At 40.8% G+C, this 24100-nt stretch carries 21 protein-coding genes; 12 read left to right on the top strand and 9 right to left on the bottom strand.

Features of this window, described 5'->3' with window-relative positions; translation table 11 throughout:
- The first annotated feature begins 399 nt into the window (after positions 1–399).
- From GARC_RS08350 to GARC_RS08310, 9 genes are all read left to right on the top strand, one after another.
- Positions 400–2691, top strand: coding sequence for a TonB-dependent receptor (locus GARC_RS08350; protein WP_007618813.1), 2292 nt, complete (start codon positions 400–402; stop codon positions 2689–2691).
- A 38-nt stretch (positions 2692–2729) separates the two neighbouring features.
- Positions 2730–4154, top strand: a complete 1425-nt coding sequence (locus GARC_RS08345; protein ID WP_007618811.1) for an aldehyde dehydrogenase family protein — start codon at positions 2730–2732, stop codon at positions 4152–4154.
- Between the two features lie 10 nt (positions 4155–4164).
- On the top strand, positions 4165–5427 hold the full coding sequence (locus tag GARC_RS08340) for an amine dehydrogenase large subunit (RefSeq protein ID WP_007618795.1): 1263 nt from the start codon (positions 4165–4167) through the stop codon (positions 5425–5427).
- A complete protein-coding gene (locus GARC_RS25895) occupies positions 5427–5966 on the top strand; it encodes a MauE/DoxX family redox-associated membrane protein (RefSeq protein WP_007618793.1) in 540 nt (179 codons plus the stop codon). The genes GARC_RS08340 and GARC_RS25895 overlap by 1 nt, the downstream gene beginning before the upstream one ends.
- Positions 5966–6589 (top strand): redoxin domain-containing protein, encoded by a 624-nt coding sequence (locus GARC_RS08330; RefSeq protein WP_007618792.1) that lies wholly within the window; start codon positions 5966–5968, stop codon positions 6587–6589. Before GARC_RS25895 ends, GARC_RS08330 begins: the two co-directional genes overlap by 1 nt.
- A complete protein-coding gene (locus GARC_RS08325) occupies positions 6590–7102 on the top strand; it encodes a methylamine dehydrogenase light chain (protein WP_007618791.1) in 513 nt (170 codons plus the stop codon). It begins immediately after the preceding gene.
- A 6-nt stretch (positions 7103–7108) separates the two neighbouring features.
- Positions 7109–7543 carry a cytochrome c, class I gene (locus GARC_RS08320; protein WP_161603929.1) on the top strand — a complete coding sequence of 145 codons (435 nt, stop codon included), beginning with the start codon at positions 7109–7111 and terminating at the stop codon, positions 7541–7543.
- A 37-nt stretch (positions 7544–7580) separates the two neighbouring features.
- Positions 7581–8162, top strand: coding sequence for a c-type cytochrome (locus tag GARC_RS08315; RefSeq protein ID WP_007618789.1), 582 nt, complete (start codon positions 7581–7583; stop codon positions 8160–8162).
- A gap of 293 nt (positions 8163–8455) precedes the next feature.
- On the top strand, positions 8456–9676 hold the full coding sequence (locus tag GARC_RS08310) for a multidrug effflux MFS transporter (protein ID WP_007618788.1): 1221 nt from the start codon (positions 8456–8458) through the stop codon (positions 9674–9676).
- Between the two features lie 179 nt (positions 9677–9855).
- Here the strand turns inward: GARC_RS08310 and GARC_RS08305 are convergent, their stop codons facing one another.
- Both GARC_RS08305 and GARC_RS08300 read right to left on the bottom strand, forming a co-directional pair.
- On the bottom strand, positions 9856–10863 hold the full coding sequence (locus GARC_RS08305; protein ID WP_007618787.1) for an MsnO8 family LLM class oxidoreductase: 1008 nt from the start codon (positions 10861–10863) through the stop codon (positions 9856–9858).
- Between the two features lie 120 nt (positions 10864–10983).
- The gene (locus GARC_RS08300; RefSeq protein ID WP_007618785.1) at positions 10984–13134 is read right to left on the bottom strand and encodes a PQQ-dependent dehydrogenase, methanol/ethanol family; all 2151 of its coding nucleotides are present in this window, start codon (positions 13132–13134) and stop codon (positions 10984–10986) included.
- Between the two features lie 290 nt (positions 13135–13424).
- On the opposite strand from GARC_RS08300, the gene GARC_RS08295 reads away from it, so the two are divergent.
- Positions 13425–15761, top strand: a complete 2337-nt coding sequence (locus GARC_RS08295) for a TonB-dependent receptor (protein ID WP_007618778.1) — start codon at positions 13425–13427, stop codon at positions 15759–15761.
- An 86-nt stretch (positions 15762–15847) separates the two neighbouring features.
- The gene (locus GARC_RS08290) at positions 15848–17176 is read left to right on the top strand and encodes an MFS transporter (protein ID WP_007618777.1); all 1329 of its coding nucleotides are present in this window, start codon (positions 15848–15850) and stop codon (positions 17174–17176) included.
- Positions 17177–17849: 673 nt separating this feature from the next.
- Here GARC_RS08290 and GARC_RS08285 read toward each other — a convergent pair.
- Positions 17850–18317 carry a helix-turn-helix domain-containing protein gene (locus tag GARC_RS08285; protein WP_007618776.1) on the bottom strand — a complete coding sequence of 156 codons (468 nt, stop codon included), beginning with the start codon at positions 18315–18317 and terminating at the stop codon, positions 17850–17852.
- A 413-nt stretch (positions 18318–18730) separates the two neighbouring features.
- Positions 18731–19114, bottom strand: a complete 384-nt coding sequence (locus GARC_RS08280) for a hypothetical protein (protein WP_007618775.1) — start codon at positions 19112–19114, stop codon at positions 18731–18733.
- Between the two features lie 362 nt (positions 19115–19476).
- On the opposite strand from GARC_RS08280, the gene GARC_RS27695 reads away from it, so the two are divergent.
- The gene (locus GARC_RS27695) at positions 19477–19722 is read left to right on the top strand and encodes a helix-turn-helix domain-containing protein (RefSeq protein WP_081587525.1); all 246 of its coding nucleotides are present in this window, start codon (positions 19477–19479) and stop codon (positions 19720–19722) included.
- Positions 19723–20139: 417 nt separating this feature from the next.
- On the opposite strand, the gene GARC_RS08270 is transcribed toward GARC_RS27695, so the two are convergent.
- Genes GARC_RS08270 through GARC_RS08250 form a run of 5 tightly spaced genes read right to left on the bottom strand, consistent with a single transcriptional unit; the run spans position 20140 to position 24071 of the window.
- Complete coding sequence (locus GARC_RS08270) at positions 20140–21066, bottom strand: flavin reductase (protein WP_007618773.1); 927 nt, start codon at positions 21064–21066, stop codon at positions 20140–20142.
- A gap of 20 nt (positions 21067–21086) precedes the next feature.
- The gene (locus tag GARC_RS08265; protein WP_007618765.1) at positions 21087–21278 is read right to left on the bottom strand and encodes a 2-hydroxymuconate tautomerase; all 192 of its coding nucleotides are present in this window, start codon (positions 21276–21278) and stop codon (positions 21087–21089) included.
- Positions 21279–21308: 30 nt separating this feature from the next.
- Positions 21309–22100: a 2-oxo-3-hexenedioate decarboxylase gene (gene dmpH, locus GARC_RS08260; protein ID WP_007618763.1), complete on the bottom strand. Its 792-nt coding sequence runs from the start codon at positions 22098–22100 to the stop codon at positions 21309–21311.
- A gap of 13 nt (positions 22101–22113) precedes the next feature.
- Positions 22114–23142 (bottom strand): 4-hydroxy-2-oxovalerate aldolase, encoded by a 1029-nt coding sequence (gene dmpG / locus GARC_RS08255; protein WP_007618761.1) that lies wholly within the window; start codon positions 23140–23142, stop codon positions 22114–22116.
- A gap of 17 nt (positions 23143–23159) precedes the next feature.
- Positions 23160–24071 (bottom strand): acetaldehyde dehydrogenase (acetylating), encoded by a 912-nt coding sequence (locus GARC_RS08250; RefSeq protein ID WP_007618759.1) that lies wholly within the window; start codon positions 24069–24071, stop codon positions 23160–23162.
- Between the last annotated feature and the right edge of the window lie 29 nt (positions 24072–24100).

The raw sequence follows: 24100 nt of genomic DNA, 5'->3' as shown, positions 1-24100 counted from the left end.
ATCACAAGCAAAATAATCATAAACCAGCAGCATATTATGTCTCGATGAGACAAAACAACATTCACTCGATAATGAGTATATTAAGCGTCCCGCTGCAACCAACACTTATATATTAGTTATTTATCAACAACTTATATAAATTTCATTCCTAGCTTAGGCGGATTTAATAATTGTAATTTGATTGTTCTTTCTAATGTAAATTAATTATAAAACCTTTGACAAGCAACAGAGCATTTGTGTACATTATGTAAATACGTGATTTATCAAGTAAAAGTTAAAGTGAATGATCGTAGTATTGCATCTTGTTAATATGTTTATACATTCACACTTTTACTTTCCAAATATGAGTTTTTACAGTTTAGGCATAAAGAATTTTAATAATTAAAAAGGTACTAAAATATGAGACACAATAAACTAGCATTCGCTGTATTTACTTCTTTAACGTTAGGAACTTCTTCAGTTTCTTACGCACAAGAAAACAGGGTTTTTGAAAAAATTCAAGTTACGGCAAAAAAGAAATCACAAGATTTACAAGATGTTAGTGTCTCAGTTACTGCCTTTTCCGGTGATGCACTAAGAGAACTTAATATGACTGACAGTGTGGATATTGCGGCTCAAACTCCCGGACTCAATATTGGAACCCCTGTTGGTGAAGGTAACAACCCTTCAATATCTCTACGTGGCGTGGGCCTTAATGATTTTAATGATAATAACGAAGGACCAATTGCCGTTTATCGTGATGAAATTTATCAATCAGCGATGCCAGGCCTAACCTTTCAGTTATTTGATTTAGAGCGTGTAGAAGTGCTACGTGGTCCTCAAGGCACGCTATATGGCCGCAATGCTACTGGAGGCTTAGTACACTTTATTTCTAGTGCTCCTACCGAAGATACTGAAATCCTGCTTGATTTAACTCTAGCTGAATATAACCAAATTAAGACAGAAGCGGCAATAGGCGGCAGTTTGACCGATTCCATTCAAGGTCGATTATCGATCGCTACAAATAACCACGATGGTTATGTTGAAAATAGAATAGGTACTGATGCAAATGAAGCCAATAGTAAAGCATACAGATTACAATTGAACTTTGATGTTACAGATGACTTTTCTGCATTGGTAAACGTGCATGGTGGTAAATCAGATACCAATGGCCCTCAATATCAACATGTCGCCTCGAGTAATGGTTTTGGCAGCTCAAATACGGATTTTTTTGGTTATTCTGATAACGATGGCGATAATTTCGCAGGCGAATATAATCGACAAGGCTTGTTAAAAATTGATTCTGATGGTGCATCATTGAAGTTAAACTGGGAGCAACCAAATTTTACATTTACTTCGATATCAGCCATTGAAAATGTCGAAAAAAAGCATCAAGAAGATGCTGACATGGGTCCATTTAGCGCCTTAATCCCAGAATTTTATTCGAAAAACGAACAATTTAGCCAAGAGTTTAGAGTAAGTGGTTCGGCCGACTCCTTTGAGTGGATTGTAGGGGCTTATTACTTCGAAAATGAGGTGACCGGAAGACTAGATTTAGATATTAACTATCCAGGGCAAATTATTGACTCACTCACAGGTGCACCAGAAGGTACCTTTGGTACAGAACTTGTGCCTTTTGTAAATTACGACATCGACTACGATCAAGACACTGAGTCTTATGGCTTATTTGGGCAAATTGAAAAATCATTGAGTGACAGTCTGACATTAACAGTTGGCCTACGTTACACCTCAGAAGAACGCAACATGCAATACCAAAACCTTGCAACCAGCAACCCTGATGCTGTAGTTAACTCATGCCTTATCCCTGCCGGCGATGTATGTGGCTTAGTGGGTGATGCAAGCTATCCCGGTTCAGATTATTATTTTGATTTTACCAATCAAAATCCGGCTTCTGCAGACCTTACATCATTAGATGATAGTAATGTTTCTGGTCAAATTGGCCTTGATTACAAGGTAAACGAAGATACATTAGTATTTTTTAATATCGCTAATGGCTTTAAGAGTGGCGGTTTCAACGGTGGATTTCTCGATTACACCGATGGTGTGACAGAAGAAGACGTCCCTTTTGAATCAGAGGAACTTACCAGTTACGAAGCTGGCATAAAAACCACCTTAGCGAGTGGAGATGTACGAGTAAACACAAGCGTTTTCTATTACGATTATGAAAACTATCAAGCATTAACATTCGCTGGATTGAGTCAATTTATAAACAATTCAGATGCGAAACTTAAGGGCCTTGAAACAGAAGTTACTTGGGTACCTGGTGACAAATGGGATATTAAATTAGGTGCGAGTTTACTCGACACAGAGATTGATAGTGTAATTGTTCGGGGAGTAGGTACGGTAAAAGATCGAGAAATGGTTCTTGCACCAAAATACGCAGTTAACGGCATTATTAGATACTACGCTACCGACTCGATATCCGTGCAACTTGATTTCAACCATCAAGGCGAGCAATTTTTTGACATTACCAATAGTGAAGTGTCAACAGAGGAATCTTACACAGTATTTAATGCCCGCGTTGGTTACCAGATAAACGACGCTTGGAAGGTGTCTGCTTTTGCTAAAAACATAACAGATGAAGAATATAGAGTGTATTCCTTCGACTTTACCCAGAATGCAGGCTACATCCAAGAGTTCTACGCAAGACCAAGATGGATGGGCATCAATATTCAGTATAATTATTACTAATAACCCAAATTTAAATACTAAATTTCAGAGGTAGAAAAATGCAACAGTTTACTATGTTGATTGATGGCCAAAAAGTATCGTCGGAAAAAACTTTTAAAGTTATAAACCCCGCATTAGGCAAACCTTTTGCTGAGTGCGCACTAGGCTCTCCAGCAGACGTTGACCTTGCTGTGAAAGCGGCTAGAAAAGCATTTCCTCAGTGGAGTCAATCATCTGAGGAAAGCAGAATAGAAAAAATGTTAGCAATAGCTGCATTACTAGAACAAAACATGCCTGAGATGATGCAATTAATCACTCAGGAAAATGGGAAACCACTCAATGGTTTTAATGGTATTGGGTCAGGTATGGAAGTTGGAGGTTCAATTGCATGGACACAAGCAACCACTAGCTTTTCACTTCCCTCAAAAATAATACAAGATAATGACGAAGCAAAAATTGAAGTACACCGGAAACCTTTAGGTGTTGTCGCCTCAATCACACCATGGAATTGGCCACTACTGATAGCAATATGGCACATTATGCCTGCTCTACGCACGGGCAATACTGTCATCGTAAAACCCTCGCCGTATACTCCTCTAGCGACTATTCGCTTTGTTGAGCTAGCGAACACTATTTTACCTCCAGGCGTTCTAAACGTAATCACTGGCAACGCCGATGTCGGAAACGCGATATCTTCTCATCCCGACATTAATAAAATAGTGTTTACTGGATCAACTGCTACGGGTAAGCAGATTATGAGTTTAGCTTCCACCAACTTGAAGCGTTTAACCTTAGAGTTAGGTGGAAATGATGCAGGCATAGTTTTACCTGATGTCGATGTTGAAAAAATAGCAAATGAACTATTCTTATCGTGTTTTCATAATAATGGTCAAACTTGTGCTTGTTTGAAACGTTTATATGTCCATGAATCTATTTACGCGGATGTCTGTGCAGCCCTGGTCAAAATAGCGAAAGAAGTTGTCGTAGGTAATGGCTTAGACGAGGGTGTTGAAATTGGTCCGTTGCAAAATAAAGCCCAGTTGGACAAAGTCATAGAGCTTACTAATGACGCCCTCGCTAACGGCGGTACTCTATTGGTTGGCGGTCAAGTACGCGAAGGTGACGGATACTTCTTCCCTCCTACAATCATTGCGGATATTTCAGATGGCACTCGCTTAGTTGACGAAGAGCAATTTGGTCCTGTTCTGCCCGTCATTAAATATTCTAATGTAGATGATGTAATAGCCATAGCCAACAAAAATGAATGCGGCCTAGGCGGTTCAATTTGGTCGTCAGATATTGCCTTAGCGACCACTCTAGCGAGTAAGTTAGAAACAGGTTCAGTATGGATAAATGAACACGGTGCGGTTCAACCCGATGCCCCGTTCGGTGGCGTTAAACAATCAGGAATTGGGGTTGAATTTGGATTGCTCGGACTGGAGGAATATACTTCCGTTCAAACGATCAAAACAAGTCGCCGATAGGATAGTCATTATGCTCACGAAAATTAATAATCCAAGGTTAATGCTTACTAGTGTTGCCGCTTCCCTTCTTCTTTTAGGGTGCACGGCAACACCTGTTGCAACTGACGGCGTTAAAAGTCTGGCTCAACTTGAAACAGTAGATTCAAATACTGTGAATATAAAGCCAGACCCGTCATTACCTCCGTTGCCGATAGAAAAAACCGGTAAAATAGAAGTCTTACCGGCAAAATATCCGGAAAGTTGGATGTTTGTAGATGAAGTGAGCTTTCAAAGCCAGTTTGGCGGAAAAATGATCATTCTAGATGTTGCTGAGCCCAAGCAATCTAAATTGATAAAAGGCACAGCAGATAAGAATTTAGTTGGGAATTTTGCTAACTCAAAAACACGCCCTGAATTCTATATTCTCGAATCCTTTCATGAGCGCGGGAGCCGAGGGCCAAGAATAGACCTTTTGGTGATTTACGACAAAGTAACCTTGTCACCGATCAAAGAAATAGTACTTACACACACACGTTTAACTGCCCTTCCTAGACGTGACTCCATGACACTCTCGGCTGACGAAAAGTTTTTATATATTGCTAACTTTAGTCCAGCCGCTTCCTTTACTGTTTTTGACTTAGATTCACGTGAAGTGGTCGATACTATTGGAACACCTGGGTGTGTATTACCATTTCCTACAGGTGAGCGTAGTATTACGTCGATCTGTAGTAATGGCAGTTTGTTAACCACAGTCTTAGACAATAATGGCAAAAAAGCTTCTCAACATCGAGTGGCGCCATTTTTTGATACCGACAAAACACCAATATTTGAGCGGCCTTCTTATATAGATGGAATTGGCTACTTTCCTAGTTTTGCAGGTGAAATGCATGAGATTGATTTATCAAACGAAGTCGCACAATACAAAGGTAAATGGAGTCTCATTAGCGAAGAAGAGCGCACTGCAGGTTGGCGCCCTGGGGGCATGACATTATCGGATTCTGACGAACAAGGCTTGTTGTATATTATAATGAACGAAGCAGGTTTTGATGGTTCGCAAACTCATGGAGGCAATCAAATTTGGGTGTTTGATGTTAAAAGTAGAACTCGAATTGCAAAATTTGATGCGCCAAACTGGGCTGTGTCGGTTGCCGTAACAAGAGGTAAAAAACCGTTAGTTGTAGTCACAAATGGAGAAATGAACCTCGATATAATAGATCCCATAACGGGGAAATTTATCAGAACACTGAGCGACTTTGGCAATGTTACACCAATAGTCCTATTTAAGGCTTACTAATGGACCTGCTTAACTTTACATCTGACGTTATGGCCTTATTTTTAATGTGGCTATTTGTCAATGCATCTATTCATAAACTACAAGTTGATAATCGCAATTACTACCAACAATTATTTAGCGATTATGGCTTGCGCAATAAAAATATCGCCATTGCTCTGTGCTACTTTCTTGGTGTTGTTGAGATGACTCTGGCCTTTACCATCCTATTTGAGGCCACCCGATCACAGGCTGCAATCCTTTCAGTATTACTATTAAGTGTGTATTTAATTGGTATGACTGTGCAGCTTATTCAAGGAAAACGAGACATGAGTTGCGGATGTAGCGGCGCAAACTCCCAACTTAAAATAAGTTGGCCCCTAATTATTAGAAATGGGGTTCTGATTGTATTAACACTGAACTGCACACTTCCCGGAGCGGGATTTCCACCCCAGCTGTGGTTTGCCGTTTTAATGGCAAGCGGCTTCATGATCCTAACTTATTCCTGCGTTGAGAACTTAATTGTTAACGCGCAAAAAATTTCTATTCTGAGGGCTTATTAATGGACTTTATCACTGTTTCAAATAGTGCATTGTGGATTATTGTTATCCTACAATCGATTGTAATATACGCATTAACTCGACAAGTGGGTGTTTTATTTGAACGGGTTGCACCTGCAGGCGCGTTGGCAATCAATCAAACCATAGAAGTAGGCGCGGTCGCACCAAATCTTGCTCTACAATCATTAGCTTCAACCCTTGTTGATGTAGGTGGCAAGTCTAAGAATAATAAATCCCAACTGTTGTTTTTTGTTTCTCCAGATTGCCCTGTCTGCAAGACCTTGTTACCTGCCCTTAAATCTGCCGCCAAAGCAGAACAATCTTGGATTGATCTGATATTAGCCAGTGATGGTAAACAGCAAGATCATGCAGGATTTGTTAAGCAGTACGAATTATCCGAATACCCTTACATCGTTTCTGAACTTTTAGGTAAATCTTATGGCGTGGCGAAGTTACCTTATGGGGTAGTAATAGATGAGATGGGAAAAATTGCTTCAATGGGCATTATTAATTCAAGAGAACATTTAGATAGTTTATTTGAGGCTAAGGAGCGCAATGTCGCATCCATTCAAGCGTATATGCAAAAAGACCAACACAATGAAGAAAAATTCGTAGAGGTTAAGTAGATGAAATTTTTAGACCAATTATTTGAGAAAAAAGCGCGCAGTTTGGCTCAAACAAGTGGACGACGCGGTCTACTGAAAGGGCTTGGTGCTGCACTGGTGGGAGCAAGCTCAATCCCTCTATTACCTGTAGCTAGAGCATCTGAAGGCCCGAGTATGCCTAAAGAATTTGGCGATGAGGGTAGCTGTGATTATTGGCGTTATTGCGCTGTGGATGGTTTTTTATGCGCATGTTGTGGAGGCTCAACCAATTCTTGCCCTCCAGGTACTGAAATGTCACCCATCACTTGGATTGGTACATGCACTAATCCTGTAGATGGTCGAAACTACGTCATTTCTTATAATGATTGCTGTGGTAAAACTCAATGCAATTCTTGCTTATGCCAAAGAGACGAAGGTGACAGACCTTTATATCGTTCTGACAAATCTAATGATGTAAATTGGTGTTTGGGTGCAAGTAGCTCCGTATACCACTGCTCTACTGCTATAGTGGTTGGCATTGCATTTGAGAAGTAAATAATAATGATATCAATGCTTAGATACCTGCTCTTACTAACTTGTCTAACAGCTTCACTCTCTTATGCCAGTGAAACAATTAATGAGAAAAGAGCGCTGTTTAATTATCAAATGTTGTGCCAAGGCTGCCACGTCGGTGATGGCCGCGGGGGCAAAGATGTGCCTAATATGATTGGCTTTGTAGGACACTTTTTAAAACTACCAGAAGGTCGCGAATATTTGGTTAGAGTCCCAGGCTCAGCGAACAGTGCCCTGGACAACAAACAACTTGCCGAGCTATTGAATTGGATGATACCTAACTTCGGTGAGAGTAGTGTTCCAGATGACTTTATACCTTATACCGAACAAGAAATAGGTGAACTAAGACAAAACCCCTTAATGGAAGTTGTCGAGCATAGAGCTAAGTTACTCGAACAAATATCAGCCTTAGAGCAGCAATAACATCTAATAATTAAACAATTCTTGAGAATTAATAACTATGAACCTCAACTTAAAAAAAGTGTCTCTGACTATATTGATTGCCGTAAATATGCTTGTTGCTGCAGCACCATCTTTTGCTGACGATAAAATTGTAGCCCTAACCAACAGCTGTGGTGCCTGTCATGGTGAAAATGGTATGGCAACCAACAACGACTGGCCAAGTTTAGCAGGTCAAAAACCAGGATATCTGTTAGCTCAGCTAAACGCATTTAAAAGCGGTTCGCGCCAAAATATACTGATGGAAAATCAACTTACAAACCTTTCAGATAAAGAACTCACGGCGATTGCTAAACATTACTCATCCCTACCCTTTGTCAAAGCTGAGGCTTCAGCAATCAATAAAGCGGGTGAAAATGTGCGTTCAGCTTGCCTTTCATGTCACGGAAAAAATGGTAAAACCGTAAATGACACTTGGCCAAATCTAGCGGGACAAAATAAAGGCTATATCTTTCAGCAATTAAAAGACTATAGCAGCAAAAAAAGGGAGTCGATGTTAATGAACGTAATTGCTAATGAGTTGAATGAACAGCAAATGCGGGATGTGGCTGAGTATTTTGAACAAATTGGATCTGTCCAATAAAGTAAAAAATACTTTACCCACTTGTTAGCATACATGCTCAGTTAAGTTAGGCTCGACGACACGCCAGACAAACCGGCTTACTTGTTCGCTCAAGTAAGCCGGTAGCCAGAATTAAAACTATCATCAGCACCGGGCCCCCCTACAGTGTAAGACCAGCCGATGAGGACTCAGCCAAAATTTATATTGCAAAAGGTGTCAGCTTTATCGGTATACAACCCACTAATTAAGTAGCGCCCCTACCATTTATCTAATCGATTTATAAGCTCAGACAACAACGGATATTAAATGCTGTCATGCCTCAAGTAACAAACAACGCCACACTCAATGGAATTTCTTTTGGTTTAATAATGCTACTTGGCGCCTTATCAGCTCTAGCAGCGATTTCTACCGATATATATTTACCTGCTACTGCCAGCATGGCCGAGTCTTTAAATGCCAAGCAAGAACAAGTGCAGTTAACTTTGGGTATTTTCTTTTTAGGTTATGGGTTTGGTCAATTATTTTTTGGGCCACTCTCTGACAGCCTTGGCAGACGCCCGGTATTGCTCGCTGGTTTATATATTTATACTGCCTCCAGCTTATTGTGCGCGCTTAGTACCGATATAGACTTTCTTATTTTTAATCGCCTACTACAAGCTCTGGGTGGCTGTGCCGCTGCGGTGACTTCCCGCGCGATCATCCGTGATTGCACCCAAGGTACAGAAACCGCCAAGGCCCTCGCGGGGGTAATGAGCGTCATCCAAATCGCGCCATTAATTGCGCCCAGTATAGGCGGTTTAATACTTATTTTTGGGCCATGGCCAGCCACTTTTTATACTTTAGCGGTCTACGGGTTAATTTGTATAGTTTCCGCGCATATCTGCATTAAGGAAAGCCACCCCAAAGCAAAGCGTCAAAGCATACACCCGTTTAATATTTTTAAGGGTTATCTGGAATGCTGTTTAAACAAATACGTTATGTTGTTATTAATTGCTGAGTTTTCGGCTGCGATTGCTCTACTGACCTTTGTGACCGGTTCAGCCCTGATCTTTAGTCAATACTATGGACTTAGCCCCCAACACTATGGCCTGTTATTTTCTTTAATGGGCAGCGGTATCTTAACTGGGTCGTGGTTAAGCAAACATTATGTAGGCAAAGTTGGCACCCATTCTATAATCATGGGCGGTTTGAGCATCGCCGCGATCAGCAGTTCAGTATTGTTGTATTTGGCTCATTACAGCCCAGAAAAATTAACCTATATAGTTGCAGCACTGTGGTTTTGCCTATTGCCCTGCGGCGCTATACGGCCCAATTATGTGGCCCTAGGCTTACAATATTTACCTAAAAGAATAGGCACACTTTCGGCTTTTTTTGGTGCTTTTAGCTTAGGTATGGGGGGAATTACTGCCATTATAATTGGTGGTTTTACGCCTTACACACCACAGATCATGGCAATTATGATTGCAATGGCTTTTACCTCATCAGCGCTCTGTTATCTGCTGTGGTATGTAATAGACAAAAAATCACGAGAATAAAAAACGCTACTCTTTGAGAGTGTCTGTAAAATTAACATACACTTATCACAATAGAATAAATGGCAACAAACCTTGCCTTTGATGTTGGTTATTAACAAGTTAGCGTTGGCCTTAAAGCCCATTATTAGTAGGAATGAACTTTAATAACCTAAATTTTCAACACAAGTTTTATGTTTTTATTACAGTTTTTCCGCCAGTAATCGATAGCTTTCCAAACGGTCCTCTTGACTGTGAGTAACAGTAATAAGTGAGATTTCATTAGTTTTAAAATCATCGGCGAACGACTCCATTTCAGCCCAACATTGCTCTGGAGTTCCGATGGTGTAACTGGCTTCAATATGGTCATACATAGACTGCTGGGAAATAGGCAGTGTTTTGTAGCGATCACGCACTTGTTCAGGCGTTAAAAAATCTTCATTCTTACCTATCTGAGTTGCAAACTTGCGGTAAACAGCTGTTCCAGCACGTAGTTTTGCTTCTTCTTCGGTTTCAGCACAAATACATGCGATTGCGAGTATTTGTTGTAACTCACGCTCGTGATCAGCTTGTTGCCATGCTTTCTTATGCTCTTCAAAAATAATAGGATGGCAGCTTTCTGGAGCGATAAATCGAGCTAAGGCTAAATGATATCCCAACTGGCCCGCCAACTTAGCACTTCCTCCACTCGACCCTAACATCCATAATTCTGGTGTGTTACTCATATCTGGCATGACATGAATAGCACTAAAAGGATGGTCTTTTTCAAAACTTCCATGTATAAAATTTTCTAATAACTTGGCCTGTTCTGCATAAAACTGTCCATTAGAGGGCGCATTAGGAAAAGCTAAAGCTGCTGAAGTAAGCCCTGTACCACCGGGGGCACGACCAACACCTAAATCAATACGGTCAGGAAAAAGGGATGCCATCATTGCAAAACATTCTGCTACTTTTAACGGACTGTAATGCGACAACATCACCCCACCACTGCCTATTTTAATACGTTGAGTAATGCTAGCTAAATGAGCCATCAATATTTCAGGGCAAGGGTTTGCAAAGTGTACACTGTCATGATGCTCTGCCACCCAAAACCTATGATAATTCAATTCATCACAAAGTTTGGCTAATTCAACAGTCAATTGAGGCGCTGCTTTTTTACTGTGAGATCCATGAACTGGGGTTTGATCTACTACGGATAACTTTATATTCATCTGGAAACTTCTATGTCAACGATTTGATTAGTGAGCCTAGTTATGTCATGCATTAGGACATAAACTTAGGCACGAAAAAGCGTTTTTAAAATACTTCAAAATAACGCATTTTTACATGAGTTACTTGGATTGGCGCTCTTGCCATTGATCATGGGCACGCTTAATCACATAACTTCTAATATCTTCTGCATCCTTGTCACTCAATACAGGTTTAAAAGACACCATTCCTTTAGCAGAGAGCGCTCCACCTAACACAACATTTTGCCAAAGATCTGCATTGGTAATGAAAGGGCTATTGCGTAAATCCGGCAAGACACCTCCAGCCACAGCCGTATCTCCATGGCAGTTAAAACAATACTTTTGATACAACTCCCTGCCATAGTTAATATCTTCTAAGGGAGCTATATTCGGTGGTGGATTTAAACTGCGCGGTATAATATTAAGCTTAGTTAATTGTTTATCGCCGCCAATTCTAAATACCAGCAATCTATTGGTATTGTTTGCGGCGGACTCTTCCACTGCTTCACCCAATAACAAAGGCATGATACCGCCCCAACCAGCTAAAATTGCTACATATTGCTCATTATTGACAGAATAGGAGACAGGCGCTGCTACGATGCCAGTTTGAGCATCAAACGACCAGACCTGTTGACCATTTTGGGCATCGTAAGCAATAAATTTACCCTCACCATTTCCTTGAAAAACTAGACTACCTGCTGTGGTTAGTGTGCCACCATTCCATGCTGTTTTATGCGTTACAGACCATGCTGCTTGCTGTTTAATTGGATCCCACGCAAGTAGGTGGCCTTTTAACATAGCTTTGATCGCTTTACGCACATTGACATCTTCTGGCATACCCGCAGCCACACCATCAATACCAATATTGACACCCAAGGGATGCGCTTCAAACTTTTCGTCATGCTGAAAATTAAAAGGTAAATCCATCGCTGGGATATACACAAGCCCAGTATCTGGATTAAAACTCATGGAGTGCCAATTATGTCCGCCAAACGGGCTAGGAAAACCCATGAAATTTTTATGTAAGTAGCGTGCACCTTCTACCACAGCGGGGCGACCTGTTTCATTGTCAATATGTGTTGCCCAGCTGACTTTTACAAAAGGTTTACCTGATATGAATTCCCCCGTTTCTCTGTCAAGAACATAGAAAAAACCATTCTTGGGGGCTTGCATAATCACTTTGCGTGTTTTGCCCTCAATTTCTAATTCCGCTAAAACCATTTGCTGGGCTGCAGTGTAATCCCAGCTTTCACCGGGTGTTGTTTGGTAATGCCATACATATTTACCGGTATCCGGTTTCACAGCAACAATAGACGACAAAAATAAATTGTCTCCACCACCAGGGCTTCGAACTTGTTGATTCCATGGCGAACCGTTACCGACGCCAATGTAGAGTAAGTCTAATTCTGGGTCGTATGACATCGAATCCCAAACCGTACCGCCACCGCCTAATTTCCACCATTCCCCTTTCCAGGTTTTAGCTGCCATTTCTAAAATTGGATCTTCGAATGGTTTTGCAGGATCGCCAGGTACGGTGAAAAAGCGCCATTTTTGTTGGCCGCTTTTTGCATCATATGCTGATACATACCCGCGAACGCCAAACTCACCGCCTCCATTACCTATGATCACATTTCCTTTAACGACACGGGGCGCGCCAGTAATGGAATAGGGCATATCATCAGGGGTTGTTTTGACTTCCCAAACCAATGCGCCATTTTTAGCATTAATTGCTAATAAACGCCCATCAAGGGTACCCAAATAAACTTGATTACCCCAAACAGCCACGCCGCGATTGACCACATCACAACATAAGTGCACTGCCCATTCAGGAGGAACTTTAGGATCATATTTCCATAATAATTCGCCGGTAAGTGCATTGAGAGCATAAACCCGACTCCAAGTACCAGTAAAGTACATGATGCCATCCACAACAATAGGAGTGGCTTCAAGTCCACGAGTGCCTTCAAGATCGAAGGCCCAAGAAAGACCTAATTGATCAACGTTTTCAAGACTAATTTGTTTGAGTGGGCTGTAACGTTGCTCTTTGTAGGTCCGGCCATGAGAAAGCCAGTTATGCGGCTCATTTGCTGCATTAACTAACCGCTGATCACTGATACCTTGATATTGAACGGGAAAAGGTATGTTAGCTGCAGTCTTCTCTATTTTTTGACAACCGGCTATTAGTGCTACAAGAATTACCCCAAAAGATAGGCTTGTTAGCGAGGTGAGTGTTCTTCCAAATGAATAGTTCACAATGTTTCCCTTAAGGTGCGTGTATAGATTTTAGTTCTTCATCTAAAGGATGATGGGTAACCTAAATTCCAACAATTGTTCGTTCGTCTTGTTCTTACCAGTAGCGTTAACAAGAATATCTAGTGTTCATCAATACGATCCCGACAACCCACCATTAGGGTCTCTTATCCCGCTAGTTTTGATGTTTACTTTAGCAACTCATTTACTTGACCAGTAACTTGACTTGTAACGTAATATATCATATAAAACATTTCCACAACAAACTTATAACAACAAACAGGATGTGAAACATGAAGACAAAACCACGCATAAAAAACGGAAATAAGCTGAATATAATTTCTAGAACATTATTTTCGTCCGCGGCGGTTATATCTACCCTTAGCGTCCTGTCTGCAAACGCTCAACAAAGTGAAGTAGAAGAGCAGACTGCAGAAATTGCAGCGGCTCAAAAAGATAATAAATCTGGCGTAGGCGCGATGATGGAAACCATTCAGGTAACCGCAAGAAAGCGAGAGGAAAATCTACAAGACGCACCTTTATCTGTTACCGCATTTTCTGGCGATGGTCTTGAAGCCAGAGGCATTGAAAACATCTCCGAAGTAGGTGCCATTACTCCCAATTTAAACTATCAAAATAATCCAGGAACTGGTGGTTCATCATCTGTAGCCAGCGTTTATATTCGTGGTGTGGGTCAACGGGATTTTTTAGGCACAATTGATAATGGTGTAGGTTTTTACATTGATGGTGTGTATATCGCTAGAACCGTTGGTGCGACAGTCGATTTGTTAGATGTCGATAGGATTGAAGTGCTGCGCGGCCCACAAGGCACCTTGTTCGGGCGAAACAACGTGGGCGGCGCTATGGCGCTTTACAGTAAAAAACCCACAGAAGACTTTGAAGCCTATGTCGACGGAACCATAGGCACCGACTCACTCGCTAAATTGAAAGTATCGATAAATGGCGGAATTACTGATGGTCTTTATGGAAACTTTTCAGTACTAAAAGGCACTCAAGATGGGTATGTAAAGCGTCCAACGGGTGGTGATTTAGGCGATGACGATAAACTTGCTTTTCGAGGTGGACTTTTATGGGAGGCTTCAGACGACCTTGAGGTTAATTTAACCTTAGATTACAGTACGGAAGATGAGAATGGTCCAGCGTTTGAATTGACAGATTCTGGTGCCCTAGTAGAGGGAGCATTCGCAGGTTTTTACAACAATGTGACCAATGCAGATACATGTGCCTATCCTAGTGGCATTACCTCCACTAATCCCCTTTGTTATAACAACCAATTTGTTAAAGAAGGAGAAAACTTAGGCACAGCCCAAAGGTTTTCTAAAACAGATGCTTGGGGAGCTAACTTAAGGATCGATTGGGACATCAATGACTCATTACAGCTTAAATCAATCACGGCTTATCGTGACTTAGATGCTGAGTTTGCAAAGGATTCTGATGGTTCCCCATTAACCGTTGTTCATTTTTATGACTTATTTAGCTCTTCGCAATTCTCCCAAGAACTGCAGCTATTTGGCACGACTGCAGATGAAAAATTCAAGTGGATCGCCGGTCTGTATTACTTTGATGAAAAAGGTAATAACAACAACATTTTAGAATTTGCGATTGCTACTTTTGATAGTGACAATGATTTTACCACTACCAGCGCCGCCTTATATGCACAAGGTACCTACAGTTTTACTGAAAAATTGGAATTGACGGTAGGATTAAGATATACCGATGAAGAAAAAACTTTTGACCCCGTGCAAGTAGTGGTAAGCAGCAATATAGGAATACCAGGGGGCACTCAAATTTTGCCACTTGGCTTAAATAAGCAAGATGCCCAAGAAACGACACCTATGGTAAATTTGGCCTACAAAGCCAATAACGAATGGATGATTTATTCAACATATTCAGAGGGCTTTCGTTCAGGTGGCTACGTACAACGTATATTTCCACCTTTGGAAACGGTCCCGTCATTTGGTCCTGAGTTTGTTGAAGCATATGAATTAGGCTTCAAGTATGACAGTAACAACAGGCCTTTCACTGTTAATGGTGCGGGTTTCTTTATGGAGTATACCGATATTCAAGTAAGAACCGAAGTGCCTGGTTTTGTTGGCCTGTTTGAGTCGAATGTTGGTAACGCGGAGATATCCGGTTTCGAACTAGAATCAAAGTTATCATTTGCTGACTATTGGTTTATTGAAGCCGCGGTTGGATATACAGATGCTAAATATACCAGTATTAATGTAGAGCCGCCTTTAGTGGCGACCATCACTACTGATAATAAGTTCGATCATGTGCCCGAGTGGTCTGGAAGCCTCAGTTTAGCACGGGATTTCGACTTTGAGGATGGCTCACTGATTACCGCAAGAGTGAGCGGCAATTATCAAACAGAATATTTTAACAATCCAGAAAACACCCCTGGGATAGTGACCCCAGAATTAACCTTGTGGGATCTGACTGCTGCATGGACCTCTCCCGACGACATCTACAAAGTAGATGTTGGTATCAAAAATGCCACTGATGAACGTTATATCACCTCAGGGTATCAAGCAAACGTGGGCATTACTGAAGTTGTTAGAGAACGAGGTCGTCAGTGGTATGTATCATTTAGGTACAACTTTTACTAATTAGACATTGCTTGTTTTAGTGTGACGCTTATTTAGCGATATTAAATAAGCGTCACTTTTCAGTCATTCAGTAAAAGGTCTCCATTATGGTGAATTCACCTCACAACACAGCCCCCCCCTCCCCTTCTGAGGACTTCGAACTAATCCTAGATAAGGGGCGATTATCCGCTACACAAATCAGAGTCGTCTTTATTTCGTTTTTGTTAATGATCTTAGATGGATTTGATATCACCTCCATGTCGTTTACTGCTCAGCGTATAAGTACTGAATTAAATATTGATGCAACAAACTTAGGGGTTATTTTTAGCGTCACCTTAGCGGGTATGATGCTTGGGGCAATGTTTATTGCGCCAATCGCCGATAAGATTGGGCGACGTAAAATGCTGATAATCAGTGTGCTCGTCATTGGCATTTCTATGACCCTCACAGGGTTTGTTTCGACGTTATGGGAACTCATTATATTACGCACTATTACCGGCTTAGGTGTGGGCAGTATGTTGGCAAACATCACAGCACTCACAACCGAATACACGCCTACGAAATACCGCAGTTTTGGTGTGGCTATAGTAGCATCTGGGTTTCCTTTAGGAGCCACATTAGGTGGCATTATTGTTGTGCCTACATTGCCAGTTTATGGATGGGAAGGAGTTTTCATAGGATTGGGGATCATAACCTCAATCATGACGGTTGTTGTGTATTTCCTCGTTCCTGAATCTTTGCAATTTCTGCGCACTATAGGAACAGACAATGCATTATTAAAGACAAACGCTTTGTTACGCAAAATGAATAAGCAGCAAGTTTCTTCATTCCCAGTTAAATCGACAAATATATTACCAAAGGCCAGCGTAATGAGTCTTTTAGCGCCGCCATTGCGCGCAAAAACAATACGACTGTGGTTGACGTTTTTATTGGTATTCGTGTCGATGTATTTTCTGATGAGCTGGCTTCCAAAGCTCGTTATTAATTCAGGTCTAAGTGAATCATCGGGAGTGCTGTCAGCCGTTGCCTTGAACGGTGGTGGGGTTGTTGGAACTCTTTTATTAGGTTGGTTTGCCGCAAATTTTGGACTAACAAAACTAGTCGGGATTTTTCTTACCGTAGCAGGCTCTCTTTTGCTGTTATTTGGCGTGTTATTCGAATACCTCAATTTGTTTCTATTGTTGTTTGTGATTGGATTTTTCTTGCAAGGGGCATACGTCGGGTTATATTCAACATCAGCCAAACTCTATCCTACTGAGGTAAGAGCAACAGGTATAGGTTGGGCTCTTGGACTAGGACGGTTTGGGGCGGTAATTGGTCCATATGTCGGGGGGGTATTCATAGCATCTGGCTTTAGTATGCAATTAAATTTTTTAATATTTTCGGTACCACTACTGATAGCGGCAATTCTCGCATGGGGCCTTAAAATTCGTTAACAAATATTAGCTTTTGTTTTCCAACCAGCTAAGCGCAACTGAATAATCAAGCTTAGCTGGTTTTATTGCACTGGACCTATTTGCTCGTAATACTCTACTGAGTATTTCATTTACTGTTCGTTTCTATAAGCCCGTGAAGGCACTCAAATCTAGCTAAAAATTTCATGGCTGTAGCTCCTTATTACAAGGCTCGGCTGGCTAAAATGGCTATTGCAGGTAGGAGATCTTAATATAGAGAATCAAACCATTGGCCTTTGCGATTTCAACAATTAAATACACAATAGCACTCATACTCATCTCTCAAATAAGGTAGCCACTTTTCTTCGCATTAGTTTCACGTTTCACTAACCCAGTGAAATCTATATTCATAGGCATAAAAATGGATAGTTAGTGAGATCATACTTTTAATTGAATTAGCCCTAACTCAATCTGATGGTTTTCAAACTAGATTTCGACCAAGCCATACAGTCGCCTTTGGACCAAAATAGTAGCTAGTAAATAAATACTAGCAAAAGACAAAAGCTTCTCACCACACTGGGTATAGTGAAAGAAAATTGTCGCTTCGCTGAAAAGATAAATGCTCTGGTCAATAGATCTAAATTACACCTGACTGGAGGGAATGAGCGACGAAGAACCAAAAGCCAACTGTTTTTTGTCCTTGTTTTATTTCTTGTTAGCTGCTTTGGGGCGATACATGATCGTACCAAATACCATATTTATCCCCTTGCAGTTTCAGCCAATGGTATAAATGGGCAGTAGTAAGCATGAGTAAACCACCTGTAAGCGCGGCTTCACTTATAAAGCCTAAACAACAAAAACTAAAACCACTTATATGTCCAATGACTTCAACTCGATGAGCAGAATCTCTACTCGGTCGAGTTTGCAGAAAATTAAACATAAACCAAATTTTTAATAAAAAAGGTAATTTTTTCCAGTTGTCTGAATTTTTATCTATCATAAATTTCTCCTGATTCAAGGTTGATACATCAATATCAAGTACAGAAGCAAGACATTTAAGAGACTCTAAACTTGCATTTTTACCACTTTCAATTCGCTGAATTGTCCTAACATTTAACCCTGACATTTGAGCAAGCTGTTCTTGTGAAAAGTGACGGCTGATACGTAGTTCTTTGAGAATCATTAAATTTACCTCTGTACTTAAGAATCACAAGTATTCATTGTTTTTGTTGGTGTCGGTTACGAATTTAACCCGACATTTCCCCGACAGTGCGGAAATAATTATATGCGTAGCAGCTAACGCTTCGAATAGGCGGCGCGCGCTTTTGCGATATTATCTCTAGCGGCATAATATCTATTAGATCACAGCTAAAAGATGGGCTCAAGATTAAAAAACAAACAACTTTTAAAATATAAGAAGAACATGAACATGTTCTTCTTTGGAGAAACTCTACAGCTTCAAAGCCTCATTAATAGGCTAAATTTGGTGGGCTAAAATGGAGCTGAGCGAACAGCCCGCTGTATTTAGTCCTATTGAATGACTTGTATATGCTTAACCAGCAATAGACAATCCATTAAGTATTAAAAATAATATGATTAATTTTTAGGTTTAAGTTCTTTTAATACTTTCTCGCTACATTTATGAGGATATTCAATAGTTAAATCATTACAATTCGTTCGAAAACCCATTGGCCAATAAGCCATACCAACAGGTGGCCAAAAAATTGATACCGGTCTAAATTTAGATCTCATTTTTCCTTCTTTTATTACTTTACCATCTTTTTCAATTTTATAAGGTATACCTGCTGCTGAAGACCATGATAAAGGGCTTCGAGTAACCTTTCCTTCTTGATATGAAACCTCTTGACCTCGTTTAATTTTCATAATGCTATTTTCGGGTAACTTAACATATGTTGACGTTGTACAGCCTTGCATTAAAAAAGGTAAAAAAACCACGCAAATAATCATTGTTTTTTTCATTATGAACTTCCATTTATTTATAAAAATAGTTGAGGTTGCCATAGGAGACCTAGGCATATAAGGATTTAGTATCTGTACGGCGTGCTTTTCAATGCCGTATAAACCTGTGTTGAACGGTTTCAATTGCCGCATATCTAAATATTGGTTTGATTGATGCTATAGGAATTTATATTTATTGCAATGAAGGGAAAATTGACATTTTTTCTTCTAATGGTGCTGATAACATCTTTTTTCATGGTTTTTCCTTTTATTATGCTGGTTTGGAGGTGAGTATTTACCAAGCCACCCAAGTATTTACCAAGCCCCAGCTTCAAGGTAGAAGTGCACCACCTTTACTAACCTATTAGTTACGGAGGTGCACTATGGGTATTCATTATTCACATCTATCTAGATTTGAACGCTGTCGTCTATTTCAATGGTATCACTGCGAAAAGAAGTCGATACGCGAAGTAGCTCGATTACTGAATCGTTCACATGCCACTATTAGTCGAGAGATAAAGCGTAATAAATCTTACAATTATGTCCCGACTTATTATCCTCACCTAGTTCAATTTTATTATGAGCAACTAAAAATGGAACTACGAACGTACTTAGAAAGAGACAACTAACTAGGCATAAATCCGCTTAAGGCACTCTCGAGCCAGTCAAGTCAGCTTATTAACCCAATAATCACTCGTTTTTCCTCTGTGGTTCAAATTCTTTTTACTTCTCTTGCTAAAAATAGTGTGACTCCGGAGTGATAGGCATTGGCATATGGTCGACTGTCAGATGGAGTCAAGAGCGTTAGCGTTCAAAGTCTAAGCTTCTATATTTTATTATCATTGATATCAAATACAGATTGAGGATTACAGATGTTGGTGTACTTGCAAATATTGAAACAATCAATTGTTCCATCGCGAAACGGCTAAAACAACAGCTATTGTTGATGCCTGTCTAAGTTAGAGTCAAATTGAACTTAAGCTAACAATACTAGTTGAAATAAGTAAGGCGAGCTCAAATCCAATCTAACTTAAATTAGTGTGACCTTATTGAATCCCAGCTATGCGCTTGAGACCATGTTTGAGTGCACTAATCTCTTCTGTTGAAAGCTTACTCAAAAGGCTCGCCTCGTGCTCTTTAGCTATGGTAAATAATTTAGCTTGAAGAGCAACCCCTTTAGCAGTGAGTCTAATTGTAGCTTCGCTACATTCTATCACTTTCAGCTCATTCAATAATGCGAGGGATTGTTTTAATTCTTCAGGGGGTTGCATCACCAGTTCACTTAATTCATCAAAATCCATAGTCGATGATTCTTGCAAAATAGTTAATACTCTCCAATGCTCTGGGGTGACGTTGCAACCGTCTATCAGAATGGGATACAACTCTTTCCTATATTGGGAAATGGTTGAATTTAGTAGATATAATAGAAAGTCATCTAAAAACTCACTGCCACTATTTGCATGAGAGTCTGAGTTAAGGTTAGGGTGTTGCGACGTAATCGCATAACTACCACGAGAGAAAACCAAAGGTGTCTTGGAATCATTGTGTGAATAATTCATTACTTCACCGACAATAATTAGATGATCTCCACCTTCATAAACATTCCAGGTTTTGCACTCAAATTGCGCGCCACAACCTTCAAGTAGTGGAATACCACCTAAGCCTGCAGTATACGAGACATCTTTGAATTTATCTTCACCACGTCCAGCAAATCGATTTGAGGTCGGAACCTGATTTTCGCTGAGTACATTAATAGCAAAATATTCGGCCTGTTCAAATATTTTCGCACTATATGCATTTTTATCGACACTCCATAACAGCAAAGGAGGATCCATAGACACACTATTAAAGCTACTTGCGGTGCACCCTATTGATTCACCATTTTTGTCAAGTGTAGTGATAACAGTAACACCAGTAGGAAAATGTCCCAAGGCGCTTCTAAAGTCTCTAACATCAAACTTAGTTTTACTCATGATATTGTCCTACTAGTTATTTATCGTCCAGCTTTGTGCGCTGGCAAAGTACCTATACCCCAATGTGATTTTGGGAACTCTGTAATTAGCACGCGAATGTTCTCTTCTGGTGCACCAATGGAGGTCATGACGGCTTCAGCAACCGCTTTAATTAGTGCTTCTTTTTGTTCAGAAGTACGCCCTTCCATCATATTGACATTAATAATTGGCATAATTGGCTCCGTAATTTGTATGTTCTAAAATTAAATAAATTTACCTGATAATGTGCCTAGATCCTGATAGCGAACGGTAAAGTTGTCGCCTTTTTTAACAGGTACAGCTGCCGTAATGGCACCTATCATGACAAATGAACCAGCTGGTAATTCTTCACCTCGTTCGCCAAGCATATTTGCCAACATGGCCACAGATGCAGCTGGATGGCCTAATACCGCTGCCCCCGCTCCCACTTCAACCACTTCACCATTGACTTCCATCACTACGCCTAGATTTTTCAAATCCAACTCTGACGCGGGTTTCATGCGGCCACCAGTGACAAAACGAGTAGATGAACTGTTGTCGGCTATGACACTTTTCAAATCAAATTTAAAATCTTTATAACGAGAGTCAATCACTTCAACCGCAGGCATTACAAAGTCAGTAGCGGCAAGAACATCCGCAATATGCACTCCTGGTCCTTTAAGTGTCTTTTTGGTAACAAATGCTAGTTCAGCTTCAATTTTTGGGTGGATAAGTTCATCAAACTTTATTTCCCCGCCATCAGGCACACTGAAATAATCTGCAAGAAACCCATAACAGGGATTCTCCACGCCCATTTGTTTCATTTTTGCCCACGAAGTGAGCCCCATTTTCATGCCCACAATTTTATTGCCGCGAGCTTCTTTTCGACGTCTAATTTCCCATTGAATATCAAAGGCGTCTTCATAGCTCATGTCGGGATAGTCATCAGTGATTTTAGTCACTTCATATGCCTGCAATTCGGCATTTTCTAAATGTTCTGCAAGTTTATTCACTTGCTCTTTGGTTAAATTGCCCATTTCTGTAATCCCGTTAATTTGCTGATAATTGTTTGCTTAAGGTTAAAGCTACGTCTTCAATCATGTCTTCTTGACCACCAACAGTGCCCCGTCGACCAAGCTCAACTAAAATATCTCTGGCTGAGACGCCATATTTTTTCTCTGCACGTTGGGCGAATAATAAGAATGAACTGTAAACACCGGCATAACCTAGGGTTAAAGCGTCCCGGTCTACTCGAATAGCATGATCCATCATAGGTACGACGAGATCTTCCGCCACGTCCATTATGCTGAATAAATCGACACCACTTTTCACGCCCATACGTTCTAATACTGCAACGAATACTTCCAAGGGTGTATTACCTGCCCCGGCTCCTAAGCCAGCGACCGAACCATCTATACGTGACGCACCAGCTTCAATAGCAGTTAACGAATTAGCGATAGCCATACCCATATTGTGATGCCCATGAAAGCCGATTTCGATTTCGCTAGGCAATTCACTGCGTAATAACCCAATTTTTTCGCTCACTTCAGTTGGCAACATATAGCCAGCGGAGTCAGTGCAGTAAACACAATTTGCCCCATAACTAACCATTAATTTAGCTTGCTCAAGGATGGTCTCTGGTGACGTCATATGCGCCATCATTAAAAAGCCGACCGTATCCATATTCAGTTTACGAGCCAAACCAATGTGCTGCTCAGCTACATCGGCTTCAGTGCAATGTGTAGCAACCCTTAAGGTAGAAACACCTAAATCGTGAGCCATACGTAAATGGTCAACCGTCGCTATCCCAGGTATCAGCAATGCCGACACTTTTGCCTGTTTCAGTTGTGGTATTACCGCGCTCAGATATTCTTCATCAGAATGAGCAGGGAAACCATAGTTCACCGATGCCCCGCCGAGTCCATCACCGTGGGTTACTTCAATAAGAGGAATACCAGCCTGATCTAAGCCTTTAGCTATAGTGACCATCTCATCTATACTTATTTGATGTCTTTTGGCATGCATGCCATCTCTAAGACTCATGTCATGTAAAATGACGCTTTTTCCAGATAAATTCATTTTTGTCACTCTCCTTTTCAGGCGCGCGATGGCAGTTGAACACTGCCAGAGGCTATTTCTTGCGCAAACATTTCAGCCGTTCGTAATCCAGCCGCCGTCATAATGTCCAAGTTACCTGAATATTTAGGTAGAAAATCTCCAAGCCCTTCGACTTCTAAAAAGACTGAAACACGATTACCGTCAAACACCGGACCATTCTTAATCCGATAACCAGGGACATACTTCTGCACCTCTTTAGCCATGTTTAAGATGGATTCGGTGATCGCTTTTTCATCAGGAGTGTCTTTGGTTAAACAATGCACTGTGTCGCGCATTACTAAAGGAGGCTCAGCAGGATTAATGATAATAATGGCTTTACCTTTGTCTGCACCGCCGACTTGTTCCACTGCTCGAGCAGTTGTGCGGGTAAACTCATCAATATTTTTGCGGGTACCAGGTCCAGCAGATTTAGACGAAACAGTGGCAATAATTTCACCGTATTCAACATCTTGCACTTGGGATACAGCTGCCACCATAGGGATAGTTGCCTGTCCACCACAAGTAACCATATTTACGTTCATTTCTAACTTTTCGGCATGCTCTTTCAAATTCACTGGCGGAATACAAAATGGCCCAATAGCCGCTGGCGTGAGATCAATCATGATCACACCTAATTCATTTAACTTACGACTATTTTCTGCATGTACATAAGCAGAAGTTGCATCAAAAGCGATCCGAATATCATCTGCAATGATATGTTCAAGTATGCCATCAACCCCAGTCGAACAGGTTTTTATGCCCATTTCACGAGCGCGTTTTAAACCTTCTGATGTTTCGTCAATTCCAACCATCCAAACGGGTTCAATCCAGTCGGAACGTTTCATCTTCATCAATAAGTCGGTACCAATATTTCCAGGCCCAATAATGACGGCTTTTAATTTTTTGTTCATAGTTTCATTCACCTATAAGCGGTTAAAAA

It is taken from the genome of Paraglaciecola arctica BSs20135 (genome assembly GCF_000314995.1).
GTDB lineage: Bacteria > Pseudomonadota > Gammaproteobacteria > Enterobacterales > Alteromonadaceae > Paraglaciecola > Paraglaciecola arctica.
The sequence above is the reverse complement of the archived record's forward strand: the minus strand, read 5'-3'. Positions and strand labels throughout refer to the sequence as shown.